The organism is Flavobacterium flavipigmentatum, assembly GCF_020911905.1.
Taxonomy (GTDB): Bacteria; Bacteroidota; Bacteroidia; order Flavobacteriales; family Flavobacteriaceae; genus Flavobacterium; species Flavobacterium flavipigmentatum.
This window is the reverse complement of sequence record NZ_CP087133.1, coordinates 3,790,461-3,804,750: the sequence shown is the minus strand read 5'-3', so window position 1 is coordinate 3,804,750 and position 14,290 is coordinate 3,790,461. Positions and strand designations below refer to the sequence as shown.

17 protein-coding genes are annotated in these 14,290 nt (G+C 33.4%); 14 read left to right on the top strand and 3 right to left on the bottom strand.

What is annotated here, in order from left to right; genetic code table 11:
* Positions 1–278 precede the first annotated feature (278 nt).
* Genes LNP22_RS16195 through LNP22_RS16170 form a run of 6 tightly spaced genes read left to right on the top strand, consistent with a single transcriptional unit; the run spans position 279 to position 5,571 of the window.
* Entirely contained in the window at positions 279–764 is a 486-nt protein-coding gene (locus tag LNP22_RS16195) for a SixA phosphatase family protein (protein ID WP_229974389.1), read from the top strand.
* Between the two features lie 5 nt (positions 765–769).
* Positions 770–2,851, top strand: a complete 2,082-nt coding sequence (gene ppk1, locus LNP22_RS16190) for a polyphosphate kinase 1 (protein WP_210664868.1) — start codon at positions 770–772, stop codon at positions 2,849–2,851.
* Positions 2,852–2,887: 36 nt separating this feature from the next.
* On the top strand, positions 2,888–3,778 hold the full coding sequence (locus tag LNP22_RS16185; RefSeq protein WP_210664867.1) for a Ppx/GppA phosphatase family protein: 891 nt from the start codon (positions 2,888–2,890) through the stop codon (positions 3,776–3,778).
* 8 nt (positions 3,779–3,786) lie between these two features.
* On the top strand, positions 3,787–4,368 hold the full coding sequence (locus tag LNP22_RS16180) for a TMEM175 family protein (protein WP_229974388.1): 582 nt from the start codon (positions 3,787–3,789) through the stop codon (positions 4,366–4,368).
* Positions 4,369–4,375: 7 nt separating this feature from the next.
* Positions 4,376–4,936, top strand: coding sequence for a Crp/Fnr family transcriptional regulator (locus tag LNP22_RS16175; protein ID WP_229974387.1), 561 nt, complete (start codon positions 4,376–4,378; stop codon positions 4,934–4,936).
* 56 nt (positions 4,937–4,992) lie between these two features.
* Positions 4,993–5,571 (top strand): NAD(P)H-dependent oxidoreductase, encoded by a 579-nt coding sequence (locus LNP22_RS16170; protein ID WP_229974386.1) that lies wholly within the window; start codon positions 4,993–4,995, stop codon positions 5,569–5,571.
* A gap of 75 nt (positions 5,572–5,646) precedes the next feature.
* Here LNP22_RS16170 and LNP22_RS16165 read toward each other — a convergent pair whose 3' ends face one another.
* Positions 5,647–6,090: a DNA polymerase III subunit gamma/tau gene (locus LNP22_RS16165; RefSeq protein ID WP_229974385.1), complete on the bottom strand. Its 444-nt coding sequence runs from the start codon at positions 6,088–6,090 to the stop codon at positions 5,647–5,649.
* A 239-nt stretch (positions 6,091–6,329) separates the two neighbouring features.
* Positions 6,330–7,415, bottom strand: coding sequence for a DNA polymerase III subunit gamma/tau (dnaX, locus tag LNP22_RS16160; RefSeq protein WP_229974384.1), 1,086 nt, complete (start codon positions 7,413–7,415; stop codon positions 6,330–6,332).
* A gap of 527 nt (positions 7,416–7,942) precedes the next feature.
* Here dnaX and LNP22_RS16155 point away from each other — a divergent pair.
* The 8 genes from LNP22_RS16155 to LNP22_RS16120 all read left to right on the top strand — a co-directional run bounded on the left by LNP22_RS16155 (position 7,943) and on the right by LNP22_RS16120 (position 13,581).
* Entirely contained in the window at positions 7,943–8,167 is a 225-nt protein-coding gene (locus LNP22_RS16155) for a hypothetical protein (RefSeq protein ID WP_229974383.1), read from the top strand.
* Between the two features lie 421 nt (positions 8,168–8,588).
* Positions 8,589–9,290 carry a gasdermin gene (locus LNP22_RS16150; RefSeq protein WP_229974382.1) on the top strand — a complete coding sequence of 234 codons (702 nt, stop codon included), beginning with the start codon at positions 8,589–8,591 and terminating at the stop codon, positions 9,288–9,290.
* 102 nt (positions 9,291–9,392) lie between these two features.
* A complete protein-coding gene (locus LNP22_RS16145; protein WP_229974381.1) occupies positions 9,393–10,622 on the top strand; it encodes a TMEM143 family protein in 1,230 nt (409 codons plus the stop codon).
* Between the two features lie 44 nt (positions 10,623–10,666).
* Positions 10,667–11,131 carry an Mpo1 family 2-hydroxy fatty acid dioxygenase gene (locus LNP22_RS16140; protein WP_229974380.1) on the top strand — a complete coding sequence of 155 codons (465 nt, stop codon included), beginning with the start codon at positions 10,667–10,669 and terminating at the stop codon, positions 11,129–11,131.
* Positions 11,132–11,206: 75 nt separating this feature from the next.
* Entirely contained in the window at positions 11,207–11,827 is a 621-nt protein-coding gene (locus LNP22_RS16135; RefSeq protein ID WP_229974379.1) for an RDD family protein, read from the top strand.
* Positions 11,828–11,844: 17 nt separating this feature from the next.
* Positions 11,845–12,291, top strand: a complete 447-nt coding sequence (locus LNP22_RS16130; protein WP_229974378.1) for a hypothetical protein — start codon at positions 11,845–11,847, stop codon at positions 12,289–12,291.
* Between the two features lie 431 nt (positions 12,292–12,722).
* Positions 12,723–13,202: a BON domain-containing protein gene (locus LNP22_RS16125; protein ID WP_229974377.1), complete on the top strand. Its 480-nt coding sequence runs from the start codon at positions 12,723–12,725 to the stop codon at positions 13,200–13,202.
* Positions 13,203–13,209: 7 nt separating this feature from the next.
* The gene (locus tag LNP22_RS16120) at positions 13,210–13,581 is read left to right on the top strand and encodes a LysM peptidoglycan-binding domain-containing protein (protein ID WP_229974376.1); all 372 of its coding nucleotides are present in this window, start codon (positions 13,210–13,212) and stop codon (positions 13,579–13,581) included.
* Positions 13,582–13,898: 317 nt separating this feature from the next.
* Here LNP22_RS16120 and LNP22_RS16115 read toward each other — a convergent pair whose 3' ends face one another.
* Complete coding sequence (locus LNP22_RS16115; protein ID WP_229974375.1) at positions 13,899–14,192, bottom strand: hypothetical protein; 294 nt, start codon at positions 14,190–14,192, stop codon at positions 13,899–13,901.
* Positions 14,193–14,290: the final 98 nt, after the last annotated feature.

Genomic DNA, 14,290 nt, shown 5'->3' with positions numbered 1-14,290 from the left:
ACTAAAACAGCAAAAAATCCAGTCACAACAAACACGATATTACCGATTGAAAAGTAGATTTCGCTACCTGTAAACATGATTTTTCTCACTGAGAGCCATTCTCATCAAAATCATTTTTTAGGATGAATGTTATTTTTTATAATAACTTGAGATTCTAAATAATTATTTGAGCAAAATGTTAACAGAATTAAAAAACAACAGCGGATTAAAAATTCTTTTGTAAATTAGAACTGAAATAATTTTCTAATAGCACATATTGTTACTTAATATACTTTTCTATGAAAAATTTAGTTTTAATACGACATGCAAAGTCCAGCTGGGAAGCTCCTCTCAAAGATTTTGACAGGCCTCTGATGAAAAGAGGAATTATAGATGCTCACGATGTCTCTGTCAAAATTTCTAATTTTCTTCCTAAGACTTATATAATTTGGAGTAGTACTGCTGCACGCGCATCAGAAACGGCTCTTATTTTTGCCCAAAACCTGTCGTATCCCATAGAAAGTATCGTTTATAAAGACGATCTTTACACCTTTGACGAAAAACAGCTCGAGAAAGTTATCAAATCTTGTGATAATAGTTTAGAAAGCGTTATTCTTTTCGGGCATAACGAGGCTATTACAAATTTTGTTAATAAATTTGGGGATGTTTTTATAGAAAATGTTCCTACATCCGGATTTGTAGCATTGCAGTTTGAGACAGAAAGCTGGAGCACTATCAATAAAGGTAAAACCCATAAAACAATTTTCCCCAAAGATTTAAAATAAATAAAGTGCACGAACAAAGATATATCGATAGAGAAAAAAGTTGGTTAGCGTTTAATGCGAGAGTGCTTCAGGAAGCAGCAGACAACACAGTACCACTTCTGGACAGATTGCGTTTTGTTGGAATTTTTTCTAACAATCTAGATGAATTTTTTAGAGTGCGTTATGCGGCAATCCGCAGATTAAGCCTTTCTGGAATTTCTGGTGAAAAATATTTAGGCGGTGTTTCTGCACATCAATTAATCAAGGATATTACCGAAATCGTTATCCAGCAGCAATCTGAAAGTTTACGAATTTTAAGTAATATTGAAGCCGAACTAGAGGCCGAAAACATTTTTATCGTAAAAGAAGACCAAATAAATAAAGAACAGGAAGATTTTTTAAAAGACTTTTTTGTTCAGAAATTAAGTCCCGAATTGGTTACGATTATTTTGAATGATTTGGCCGAGTTTCCTATCCTAAAAGATACTTCGGGGTATCTGGCCGTGAGGCTTGAGATGAATACCAACGACGAAATTAGGTACGCAGTAATCGAAATTCCCAAAACGATCAATAGATTTGTTGTTTTGCCTTCGCCTGACGAAAAACAATATGTAATTCTGCTCGATGATGTAATTCGTCTTAACCTGAAGAACATTTTTAATATTTTTGATTATAAAAGTGTTTCGGCGCACATGATCAAAATTACACGTGATGCACAGTTAGATATCGATAGTGATTTGAGTAAAAGTATGCTCGAAAAAATTGCTACATCTGTAAAAGACAGACGAATTGGAGAACCGGTACGTTTTATTTATGACAGTTTGATCGAAGACGATACGTTGCGTTTCTTTTTGGATAAAATGAAAATCGTCGAAACAGACAGTATTATCCCCGGAGGTAAATATCATAATCGCCGGGATTACATGAGTTTTCCGAATCTCGGAAGATTTGATTTGCTTTATAAAACTAATGATCCTTTACCCATTCCGGACCTGAGTTTGGGGGGCAGCATATTAGAGAAAATTAGTAAAAAAGACTATTTGTTGCACGCACCATATCAGTCTTTTTCGTATCTCACAAAGTTTTTGCGTGAAGCAGCTTTAGATCCTAAAGTGACGACTATAAAAATCACCTTGTACCGATTGGCCAAGAACTCTCAAATTATCAGTTCTTTGATTAATGCGGCAAAAAACGGCAAAAAAGTTACGGTTCAGATCGAGCTTCAGGCACGTTTTGATGAGGCTACTAATATCTCTTATGCCGAACAAATGCAAACTGAAGGTATCGAACTTATTTTTGGTATAAAAGGATTAAAAGTACACAGCAAAATTTGTATTATCGAAAGAATTGAAGACGGTAAAACGCGCCGTTACGGATTTGTTTCAACTGGAAATTTCAATGAAGCTACAGCCAAAATTTATACAGACGTAACGCTTTTTACCTGCCATCAGGGTATTTTAAAAGATATTTCAAAAATATTCGAATTTTTCGACATCAATTACAGAGTGCATCGTTACAAACATTTGATTGTTTCGCCACATTATACCAGAACAAAATTTATCAAACTAATTGATCGTGAAATTTTGCATGCTTTAGCAGGTCGAAAAACGCATATCAAATTAAAAATGAATAGTTTATCAGACTTTAAAATGATTGATAAATTATACGAAGCAAGTAATGCCGGTGTAAAAATTCAGCTTCAGGTAAGAGGAATCTGCTCACTGATACCAGGAATTCCGGGGATGAGTGAGAATATTGAGGCAATCAGTATTGTAGATAATTACCTGGAACATTCGAGAGTGTATATTTTTGGGAATGCAGGACTAACGGAAGTTTATATCTCTTCAGCCGATTTTATGACCAGAAATCTGGATGGGAGGGTAGAGGTGACCTGTCCAATCTATGATTTATCAATAAAAAAAGAGCTTATTGATAATTTTGATATCGCATGGAAAGGAAATGTAAAAGTGCGTTACCATTCGTATAAATTAGACAATAAGTATAAAGTGCGTAATCATCATCCGGTTTTCAGAGCACAACTCGAAACTTATAGATACTATCAAAATAAAATAGAACAGGCAAAAACTGTAGTTCAGGACATTAATTAATAATAATACCACAAAAAATTTCAAATCATAGTGAGCATGATTAAAATAAAAAAATACGCAGCAATTGATATTGGATCAAATGCCATGAGGCTTCTAATATCGAATGTTGTGGAACAAGACGGAAAAGAACCTCAGTTTAATAAAAGTTCCCTTGTTCGTGTGCCAATTCGTTTAGGACAAGACGCTTTTACGGTTGGCGAAATTTCTGAAGAAAATATAGATCGAATGGTAGATGCCATGAAAGCATTTAATCTTTTGATGAAAGTACATAAAGTAGAACGCTATATGGCGTTTGCAACTTCGGCCATGCGTGAGGCATATAACGCCAAAGAAGTGGTTGCTTTGATTAAGAAAAAAGCCGATATAAAAATCGAAATTATTGACGGAAAAAAAGAGGCGGCTATAATTGCTTCTACCGATTTGCATCATTTACTGAAAACAGATCAAACGTACCTTTTTGTAGATGTGGGTGGTGGAAGCACCGAATTTACGCTATTCTCTGATGGTAAAATGATTAATTCCAGATCTTTCAAAGCGGGTACTGTACGTTTGCTAAACGATATGGTGTGCGATGTGGTTTGGGATGAAATCGAAAAATGGATTAAAAGCAATACTGCCGATTATGAAGAAGTCACGCTAATTGGTTCTGGCGGAAACATCAATAAGTTGTTTAAAATGTCAGGAAAACAGCAGGAAAAACCGCTTTCGTATATTTACATTAATTCACAATATGCTTTTTTAAATTCGCTAACCTACGAGCAAAGAATCACCGAGCTAGGATTGAATTCAGATCGTGCTGACGTTATCATTCATGCCACACGTATTTATCTCAATGCAATGAAATGGAGTGGAGCCCGACAAATTTATGTGCCAAAAATTGGTCTTTCAGACGGAATTGTAAAAGCAATGTATTACGGTAAAATTTAATTTTTTATATGAATAAAACTAGACTAGAAGCTTTTAGTGATGGCGTTTTGGCCATTATTATTACCATCATGATTTTAGAAATTAAGGTGCCTCATGGTGACCAATTTACCGATCTTATGCCGCTCGTGTCTAAGTTTTTTAGTTATATTCTAAGTTTTATCTATGTTGGGATTTACTGGAATAATCATCATTATTTGATTCATAGTCTATCAAAAGTCAATGGAAAAATTCTGTGGGCCAACCTGCATTTGCTTTTTTGGCTTTCGTTAATCCCGGTTGCTACTGGCTGGATGGGAGAACATAATTTTGCAAAAGCTTCCATGACTTTGTACGGTGTTGTATTATTATTTTCTTCTATCGCTTATTTTATTCTACAAAGGACGATTATCAATAGCGAAGGAGAAAACTCGGTATTGGCCAAAGCGATAGGCAAAGATGTAAAAGGCAAAGTATCGACAATATTATATCTCGTTGGAATAATTTGTTCTTTTTATTACGAATGGATTTCTGGAGTAGCATATTTTGTGGTGTCGATGTTATGGTTGATTCCCGACAAAAGAATTGAAAAAGTTTTTGCTTCAAAAAATTAGCGATTTAATGAAATCAATTTTTCAATCAATTCATGTTTTATCATCGGCTGAATTAGATCAGTTGGATGATTTAATCTCGATCCGCACACTTAAAAAAGGAGTATTTTTATTGAAAGAAAATCAGGTTTGTAATGAAATTGTTTTTATCAGAAAAGGAATTTTACGTTCTTATTTTTTTAATCATCAAGGCGATGAAATTACCAATTGTTTTGCTTTTGAGAATGAGTTTATGGCCTCTTTCGCCAGTTTTATAACTCAAAATCCAGCAGAAGAAAATATTCAGGCATTATCAGATGTGGAGTTGCAGGTTATCGATCGTAAAAGTCTTGAAACGCTGTATAAGTCAAGTAGTCATTGGCAGGAAATCGGACGCAAATTGGCCGAAATGGAATTTGTAACCCTGCAAAAGCGTATGATTTCCTTTCAGAAATTATCAGGAAAACAGCGTTATGAGGAATTATTTCAGCATCATCAAAAATATATTCAGCTCATTCCTCTTCAATATTTAGCCTCATATTTGGGTATAACGCCGAGGCATCTCAGTCGTGTCAGAAAAGCGATTTTATAGGACATTTGTCCAGTATGATTTTAGTGGATAATGATATTTTTGTTAAAAACTCTACTATGAAAAAAATTCTGGTCATCAACGGACATCCTAATTCGCAAAGCTTTAATTTTGGCTTAGCCGAAAGCTATTTAAAAGGTGCTAAAGCCTGTAGCGCAGAGGTAGATGTTGTAACAATTGCAACATTACAATTTAATCCTAATTTACAGTTTGGTTACCAAAAACGCACTGATTTAGAGCCAGATTTAGTAGAATCTTGGAAAAAAATTCAGAATGCAGATCATTTGGTTTGGATTCATCCTGTTTGGTGGGGAGGATTGCCAGCACTTACAAAAGGATTTATAGATCGGTTGTTTTTGCCTGGAATGGCTTTTCAATATCGTGAAAATTCAGTTTGGTGGGATAAACTATTAAAAGGAAAAACGGCTCATATTATCACCACTCTTGATCAGCCGGGTTGGTATTATAGATTTTTTTATGCGAGACCGAGTGTCAATCAGTTAAAGAAATGTACTTTAGAATTTTGTGGTGTAAAACCAGTAAAAGTGACGTATATCGGTATCATAAAAACAGCTGATGAGCTTCAAAGAAAAAAATGGCTGCAAAAAGTCTATGATTTTGGGTTTCGAAATAGATAGCGGTAAAAATTGGCCGGCATCAATGAGGATTTTCGTAATACAATTTAATACAATTAAAAAATTTCGTCTTTAAAACTAAGAAAGTAAATCGAGTCCAAATGTAGAACGCAACAGTTCTAGGTTTGGATTTATTTCCAGTAGACGATTGTATCGGTCCTGATCGTTAAAACTTCTTTTGCTTTCAATCTTTTCGTTTACAATCACTTCTATGGTAATATCATGATTGTGCAAATGCCCTTTTAGATGCCCTAGAAGTCCATGAATCTGACTTTCGAAATCTAGTTTTGATCCTTCATTTGGTAACTCTAGTGTAATGACAGTTCCGTTTAGCGTTGGGTCGTTAATAAGCAATAGGGACTCCATGATTCTAAAACCTTTTTCACCCAAACGTTGCGCATATTTATTCCATTGCAACAACATTTCTGTTTCTGTAAATGGTTCGGTAGGCAGCGTTGTAGTGGGTTTTATATACGATTTGCTGTTTTCTTCTAATGCTTTTTTGGCTCGAATACTGGCCAAAGAAAAAGCTGAAACCTTTGCCAGATTGTCTGTGGTACTCGCTGGTTTGGCTTCTTTTGGAGTCTCAACTATTTTCTCGACAGGAGTAGTTTGTACAGGTAGATTAGCTGTTTCTGCCTTCTCGTTTTGAGCGATATTGAGATTGTTTTTTTCTGGAACTTCTTGCTTGACAACCTGAGGTTTTAAATTGGAGACTTCTACAATAGAATATCCTCCATTTTTAAAATAAGTCGGCGGAATTATGAATTGCTCAGCTTTTTTTTTTCTCCATCAAAAGTGATAGAGGCCAATTGCATCAAACATAATTCGACCAGAAGTCGCTGATTTTGGCTTAGTTTGTATTTTAAATCACAGTCGTTGGCAAGGTCAATTCCTTTTAATAAAAAATCCTGCGTACATTTTTGGGCTTGTATGCCATACATTTGCTGCGCTTGCTCGCCAACTTCAAGCAAAGCGATGGTTGCAGGGGTTTTGCTTACCAAGAGGTCTCTAAAATGTGAGGCCAGACCCGCAATAAAATGGTGTCCATCAAAACCTTTTGCAAGAATTTCGTTGTACGCCAATAAAAGATCTGGAATTTTATTTTCTAAAAGTAAATCGGTGATGCTAATGTAAGTTTCGTAATCTAAAACGTTAAGATTTTCGGTAACAGCCTGACGCGTTAAATTGGTTCCGCAATACGAAACGACACGGTCAAAAATAGACAAAGCGTCACGCATGGCGCCATCAGCCTTTTGAGCAATAATATGTAATGCATCATCTTCAAAGTTTATACCTTGGCTTGTCGCTACTTCGGCCAAATGTTCTTTGGCATCTTTGACTGTGATTCTCTTAAAATCAAAAATCTGACAACGCGATAAAATAGTTGGAATAATTTTATGCTTTTCTGTTGTTGCTAGGATAAAAATAGCATGTTTGGGCGGTTCTTCTAATGTTTTCAAAAAAGCATTAAAAGCAGCCGAAGACAACATGTGAACCTCGTCAATAATGTATACTTTGTATTGCCCTGTTTGCGGAGGAATCCTAACTTGGTCAATCAAACTTCGAATGTCATCGACAGAGTTGTTTGAAGCGGCATCCAATTCAAAAACATTAAAAGCAAAATCTTCAGTTGGATCATCATATCCGGGCTGATTTATTTTTCGAGCCAAAATACGTGCGCAGGTTGTTTTACCTACTCCACGAGGTCCTGTAAACAATAGGGCAGAGGCAAGGTGATTGCTATCGATGGCGTTTAACAAAGTGTTGGTAATGGCTTTTTGCCCTACAACATCCTTAAAGGTTTGTGGGCGATATTTACGGGCCGATACTACAAATTGTTCCATATTCTCTATTATTCGATAGCAAATATAGGCTGAAAATTACCAAATCACAAATCTGGAATCAACAAATCTAAAACGTAATTTTAAGTGTTTGATCCGCCGAAGGTTTTGGTGTTTTAGGCCTAAAATTACAATTACCAGTTATGCATATTATAAGTTGTACATGCATAAAATAAATATGGGAATTGTGATCTGTTTTTTTGTATCACCAACGAACATAAACTTCGAAAATAATACTTAAAAAAAAGTAAATTATTTTTTTGTTCTAAATTTTAATTTAATTAATTGATTTTAAGTTGTTTAATTGGTTTTCTTTTTGAAAAATAAAAGCTCTCTCAAATTTTTCTACAATACGAATAAACCCAATCCTCCATTGATACGTATATGTTAAAAACGATACTCTTGAGTCGGATAGATTTGAATGAAAAGTAGTTTTTGGAGCATCTTGAGTTTGTCAGGTTCCTGATTATCGTTTGTTTTTATTTCATGTTAATAAGAGAAAAAAGTTGGAGAAATTAAATATTCAAAGATTGTCGCAAACTTTAAATTATTTAGAGAGCAAACAGCGTGAGTTAGAGAGGCAAATGCAAAACGACACACGAAGTATTGACTCTATGATAAGATATATAAAGAGAGATATGCTTAACGAGTTTCAATTGTCTGATTTTGATGCGTCTATCAAACATCAGCTTAAAAATACAGAAAATTTTATTTTGATTGTACAAAATATTATTGAAGAAAATACAGAAGCTTAAAATATAGACGTGGTCAAAGAAAAAAAGAGGCTCTTTGGCAGCAGCTATATCAACTGTTTCTAAAACCACCGCCGCAAAAGTTCCCCAACCTTTGCGGTTTTGGTCTTCTTATACTTTACCAAACTGATGAAAATAGATCCACTTTGACTAAAATTTTCAGGAAATTTTCAATCCTTGTTTTAGTTTCAACAATTTTATTGGTGGTTGTTACTTTTTAGAATAATGACATATTCATTGGTTTATTTTAAATAAAAACAAAATTTTAACCTTTTTCGTTTTTGAAGTTTAAAAAACATACAATCTTCTTATCTTAGCAATTATCTTACTAATTTTTTTCTTGTACTTTTAATGTTTCAAAGGCAGCGAGAAAAATAGTTAGTAACAATTATTCAAAGCTCCAGAAAACTTAAAATACGATAAAATGAAACTTACACAATTTTTGACTAATCAGGGTTACGACCTGATAGAAGGACCAGTTAGAAATCATAAACCATTGCAATTGTGGCTCAAAAAGAGTTTTGATGAAGCGCAATTGTATTATGGCAGCATTGATCATGCTTTTAAGAGTGATGTAGTGCTCACAGAGATAGAGAACCCGGCGCTTAGCATCAATACGTCTAAAAAAGATGATTACGGATTTAATATTGGTATCACGCTCTTGCAGGAAATCCTTAAAACATTAGGTTTGGGAGCTTTTGAAATCAGCGCAAAAATTAAATCAGGAAAGTCGGTTACGATTAGCTATGACAATTCTTTTACTAAAGAATACGCTATTGGGAATCTTGAAGAGTATTTTTTCGGAGCTGATTTTCTACATCCAAATCCATCATTATTAAAAAATGCCAACCAAAATAATATATTACTGGTAACGGGAGTTGTTTTTGCTAAAAACCTGGTAGCCGATATCGAAACTGATTTTGCATTTGATGCAGCATTAATGGCCAACCTAAACGAAATGGTCGAAGGCAAAATAGATTTTACCAAAAGTGCTCAGAATAAAATAAAGATGGTGGCCAACGGAGAAATTCATTTTCCTGTTGCGGTCAAAGCCAGCAGAATAGATTATGACAGAAGCAGGTTTAATAAACTAATTTTGGTTACGGACAGCAGTAATATATTTTAGCATATAAAACCTTAAAGCGGGTATAGAATTAAGACTGTTTTTTTTAATAAAAAAGAAAAACTTTTAGACCTTTGTAGCTACAAATCTAAGAACCTACAAAAAATGACACGAGAACATTACATTCCTTTCAACAAGGAATTTTTACTCGAGCATCAACTAGCCACTTTCGGAGAAGATAAAAAGAAGGCAGATGATTTTAGAAAATTATTTGATATCATCGAGCATTATTATCACTACGAAGCCTTTAATCTTAATAGAAATTTAAAGCAAAATTACGCCTTATTCGATCCCGATTTAAGTTCGAAAGAACGAGAAATATTTAGAGGGAAAAGTGATTTTGCTGTTTTTAAGGAAACACTTCTCAAAGTCTTGGATAACGGTAATTACAGGCGTATTGATCAGGAGACTTTAGACAAAGCATTTAAGAATTCAGATTTAATAGGTTTAAATCTCGCTATTGATTTTAATGCATTTAGAGATTACGAATTGTATGTTCGCGGGCATCATAAAGCCAAAGAAAAGATCACTAAATACACTTTTTGGAAAAAAGAAATCGAAGTAGAATATTACGATCGTGTGATGATTTATCTCAATTATAACGATGCAGATTATCTCAAAGAAAAGAAAGTCAAACTCGGAAAAATGCCTGTGGATCCAGCATCTATCGTGCTGAAAATCTTTAAGCGTGTACCCAAAAACGACCTCGAAACAATATTTCCAAATGCTGTACCCAAAATGTCAACTACAGACAAACTCTTCTTTTGGGTGCCAGGAGTTTTTGGAGGATTTTCGTTATTGAGTACCAAAGTAATTCCTGCTTTGATTAACATGTATGCCGCTTACCAATCGGGAGAAACTATAGATTTGTTAAACAGTAAAGCCTCACTCAATCAGGGGCTAATTGCGCTCGGAATATTGTCACTTTATTTATTTAGACAGTACAGTAATTTTGTCAACAAGAAGATCAAATATTCAAAAATACTTTCAGATAGTCTGTATTTTAAAAACCTCGGAAATAACAGTGGAGCCTTTTATTCTTTGTTAAATTCTTCTGAGGAAGAAGTGCTTAAAGAAACTATTTTGGCTTTTGCTTTTTTAAATAAAAGTAATCATCCGTTAACGGCCGAAGAACTTGATAATCAAATAGAATCATGGTTTGCCACAAAGCTTGATACTTATCTTGATTTTGATGTGAATGATGCTTTGCAAAAACTGAAAAATATTGGGTTGGGTATAGAAACTGATGGAAAATGGCAAGTGATTGCAATAGACAAAGCGCTCATTCAGATTGATGAATTGTGGGATGGTGTTTTTGATTATAACCAGTTATAAGAGAGCTGTTTTTTTAGTATATTTACGTATCAAAATCCAAAAAAATGAGAACATTAGAACAATGGTTTGAAGAATATGCAGTAAGTCATCAAAACCCAAAAAACAAAGCGATACACTACATCTGCGTTCCTGCTATTTATTTTTCTATAGTGGGGTTGTTAATGAGTATTCCGAGTGGTATTATTGCTAATACTTTGCAGTTAAATGTTCGTATTATCGAAAACTGGGCGGTAGTTGTACTTCTTTTTGTCCTTGTTTTTTATGTGAGATTATCTATTGCAATGGCCTTTAAAATCGCCATCTTCTCGGCGATTTGTCTGATTATAAATTATTACATCGCACAAGTTGCTCCTTTATGGATAGTATCGATCGCTATTTTTGCAGTAGCTTGGATCGGGCAGTTTTACGGTCATAATATAGAAGGAAAAAAACCTTCATTCTTAAAAGATATCCAGTTTTTAATGATTGGTCCTGCTTGGGTGGTAGACAATTTGTTTTCTAGAAAATAGTTTGTTAGAATGTTAATATGAGATAATTAATGTATAAATGCAAATTGTTGTCATTTTATGATTAATAGAACAAAAATGATACATGATTTTACTGAGGTAATGTCTAAAAAGACAGATGAAGAACTGATTCAAATATTAACTATTAATGCAGATAAGTATCAATCTTTGGCAATTGAAGCTGCACGGTATGAAATTAAATCACGTAATATTGATATTACGAAAATTGATGATCAGCGTGAAATGCACAAAGAAGTTATCGCACTTGAAAAACTAAATAAAATTCAAAAGCAAAAAGATACTCTCCAAAATATTGCTGGTACTTCTGTTCGGGGGATTAATTTTTTTATTGATATTACAGCCATCTTTATCATTTATACTATTGTAGTCTGTACGGCTCATTATGGATTTAAAGTTGTAAGTCCGAGACAGATTTTATTTATTAACAGAACAACTATAATTACAGCTTTCCTGCTTTATTTTATAGTAGGTGAAACCTTATTTCAAAAGACTTTAGGTAAAATTATAACAAAAACCAAAGTAGTAAATTTAGAAGGACAAAAAGCAACTCTTCTAGATATTATAGTACGAACATTTTGTAGATTAATTCCATTTGATGGTATCTCGTATTTATATACTTTGAATGGATTTCATGATAAAGTGTCTAAAACAGTTGTAATAAAAGAAACTCAATTCTAAAACAGAAATAGAAGAATATGCGGAAATATTTTACTCTTTTATTTATAATTTTTCTTTTTAGCTCATGTAATAAAATCGAAAACACTAGCACTCTTAATCAAGAAGATATTCATTTTATTAAAAGTTTAAAACTACTAGAAAACGGCGAGAAGATATACAGTTTTTACAGTGAATTTACGAATGAAAAGGCAGGGAATTTCTTTACTGATAAAAGAATTGCTAAATACTGGATAGACAAAAGGAATTCAAAAAGAAATGGTATTGATTTTGCTTATTATAAAGACATATCAAAAATAGACACTGTCTATAATGCCGGAGCCACGTATTGCCCTTATTTGCTAATTACAAAAACCAACGGAAGTAGTTTTAAGGTAAGTGTTGATGGAGAAAAAGAAGACGTTAAAATTTTTTTTGAAGATGCACTTCGGGAGTGGAGAAAAGATATAGCACATTCGAAAAAGTAAAATTACAAATAAATTATATTTAGTAAATTTAATATGAAAGAAATAGATATTGTACGAGCTAAGTCAAGGATTTTTTCATTAATGCTTGTTTTAGAGTTTGCTTATTGTTCTTTTTTGCATTTTATATATAAGATTTCCTCATTTCAGTCTGAGCTGTTGTCTTGGCTTTATCTTTGTTTTTTGATTCTCTTACCTCTTTTTTTTAATACTTATGTATTTTTTAGGAGTAAAAAGAAATTAGATTTTATAGAAGCTAATAATGCTATCATTATTCAAATCTTAATTTTCTATTTTATTTTTTCTTATTTGATTTTTTAATATTAACCTTTTGTAAATATAAAAAAAATATAAGTTTTTTATTATTTTTTAATAGTATTTTGTAAATTAATTCGTTAATTTTAAAGGGTTAAATAACTTTAAAAAATATTATTATGAAGATTAAATCTATTTTATTAGGAATAGGCTTTGCTTTTTTGTTAGGGGCTTGTGGTCCTAAAGATGCGGATATTCAAAAAGAAATCGCTACAAAATTAAGCGATATGCCTGGTGTAGAGGTTACCGTAACGGATGGTGTTGCTACTATTTCGGGTACGTGTGAAAATGATTTTGTCAAACAAAGTGCAGAAACAGTCATTAAAGGAGTCAAAGGAGTAAAATCTGTGGTCAATAACTGCCAAGTTCCTTTGCCTGCACCAGCCCCTGAGGTTGCCCCTGTTGAAATTAGCCCTGATACAGTTTTAAATACTTCTGTAAATGATGTAGTAAAAGCGTACAGTGGCGTGAGTGCTTCAGTCGTAGATGGTGTTGTAACTCTTACAGGAAATATAAAAAGGGAACAACTTCCGGCTTTGATAAAAAGTGTACAGGAATTGAAACCTAAAAAAGTTGAAAATAAGTTAACTATTAAATAAAGTCAAGATGAGTTTACAAGATAAATACAAAGAGTTAACAAATTTGGCCAGTAGTTTGGAAATAGCAAACTTAAATGTCAGAGAGCAAGATAATGTGCTATATGTTGATGGTACGGCAAAATCTGCTGAGGATAAGGAAAAATTATGGAACGCATACGGAACAATCGACCCTGATTTTAGATCGGCTGATGTTGTGATGAATATTGCAGTTACAGAAGGAGCAACTACAGATTATACCGTGGTAAGCGGCGATTCGTTATCAAAAATTGGAAAAAAACACGGCGTTTCTTGGCAAGCAATTTACGAAGCCAATAAAGATGTCATTAAAAACCCTGATTTGATTCAGCCTGGGTGGAAATTAAAAATACCAACAGCTTAATTGATTTTTTGAGTTGTTTTTAAAAAGTCTGTCTTATGATGGACTTTTTTTGTGGCTTACTCTTTTTAGAAGGCATAAAGGTAACAAAGATTTAAACGGGCTTTTGTTGTTTTTTATTCATTGCGAGGAACGAAGCAATCTCTTTTGCTAAATCAATTTTCGATGTGGTTGCTTCGTTCCTTGCAATGACCTAGATTTTGTAAACTATTATTTTCTAATGAAACCTAAAGCCCTAGCCCTGATGGAAGCGGCATCCTTTTGCTGGCTTTTTTTGCCAGAAAAAGATAAAGCGTACAGCAGGAAAAAGCTCCTGAAAATCACCTTCCTTTAATATTTAAATCGAATAAAAATTTTGCGGTTTCCTGATCTGAATCTGCCGAAAAACCCGCTACATAAACTCCTTTTTTGCCTGAAATTGATTTGATTCCGTATACAACTGCCTCATCGCCTGGGTCCGAATCCCCTTCGTATCGGTACACATGAACAATTTCAAATTTTTCAGGATTTTTTTTAATCATATCTGAATTTAAATTAAAATCAAACGTAAATCCTTTCTCATTCAATTGATCTAAAGCTTTTGAAACAGTTGCGTAATGATACATTTTAGTCATAATAAATGAATTTTAAAATTATGAATTTTAAAGATAACCAATTTAAAATTAAATAATTAGGTAATTTCTATAAAAAACAGAAATTTAAATGCTCGATT

Excerpts from the sequence above, each read along its gene's own strand:
- LNP22_RS16195 (WP_229974389.1), top strand. The coding sequence starts at position 279 with ATGAAAAATTTAGTTTTAATACGACATGCAAAGTCCAGCTGGGAAGCT.
- LNP22_RS16170 (WP_229974386.1), top strand. The coding sequence starts at position 4,993 with ATGAAAAAAATTCTGGTCATCAACGGACATCCTAATTCGCAAAGCTTT.
- LNP22_RS16140 (WP_229974380.1), top strand. The coding sequence starts at position 10,667 with ATGAGAACATTAGAACAATGGTTTGAAGAATATGCAGTAAGTCATCAA.
- LNP22_RS16180 (WP_229974388.1), top strand. The coding sequence starts at position 3,787 with ATGAATAAAACTAGACTAGAAGCTTTTAGTGATGGCGTTTTGGCCATT.
- LNP22_RS16150 (WP_229974382.1), top strand. The coding sequence starts at position 8,589 with ATGAAACTTACACAATTTTTGACTAATCAGGGTTACGACCTGATAGAA.
- LNP22_RS16135 (WP_229974379.1), top strand. The coding sequence starts at position 11,207 with ATGATACATGATTTTACTGAGGTAATGTCTAAAAAGACAGATGAAGAA.
- dnaX (WP_229974384.1), bottom strand. The coding sequence starts at position 7,415 with ATGGAACAATTTGTAGTATCGGCCCGTAAATATCGCCCACAAACCTTT.
- LNP22_RS16125 (WP_229974377.1), top strand. The coding sequence starts at position 12,723 with ATGAAGATTAAATCTATTTTATTAGGAATAGGCTTTGCTTTTTTGTTA.
- LNP22_RS16145 (WP_229974381.1), top strand. The coding sequence starts at position 9,393 with ATGACACGAGAACATTACATTCCTTTCAACAAGGAATTTTTACTCGAG.
- LNP22_RS16120 (WP_229974376.1), top strand. The coding sequence starts at position 13,210 with ATGAGTTTACAAGATAAATACAAAGAGTTAACAAATTTGGCCAGTAGT.
- LNP22_RS16115 (WP_229974375.1), bottom strand. The coding sequence starts at position 14,192 with ATGACTAAAATGTATCATTACGCAACTGTTTCAAAAGCTTTAGATCAA.
- LNP22_RS16185 (WP_210664867.1), top strand. The coding sequence starts at position 2,888 with ATGATTAAAATAAAAAAATACGCAGCAATTGATATTGGATCAAATGCC.
- LNP22_RS16175 (WP_229974387.1), top strand. The coding sequence starts at position 4,376 with ATGAAATCAATTTTTCAATCAATTCATGTTTTATCATCGGCTGAATTA.
- LNP22_RS16130 (WP_229974378.1), top strand. The coding sequence starts at position 11,845 with ATGCGGAAATATTTTACTCTTTTATTTATAATTTTTCTTTTTAGCTCA.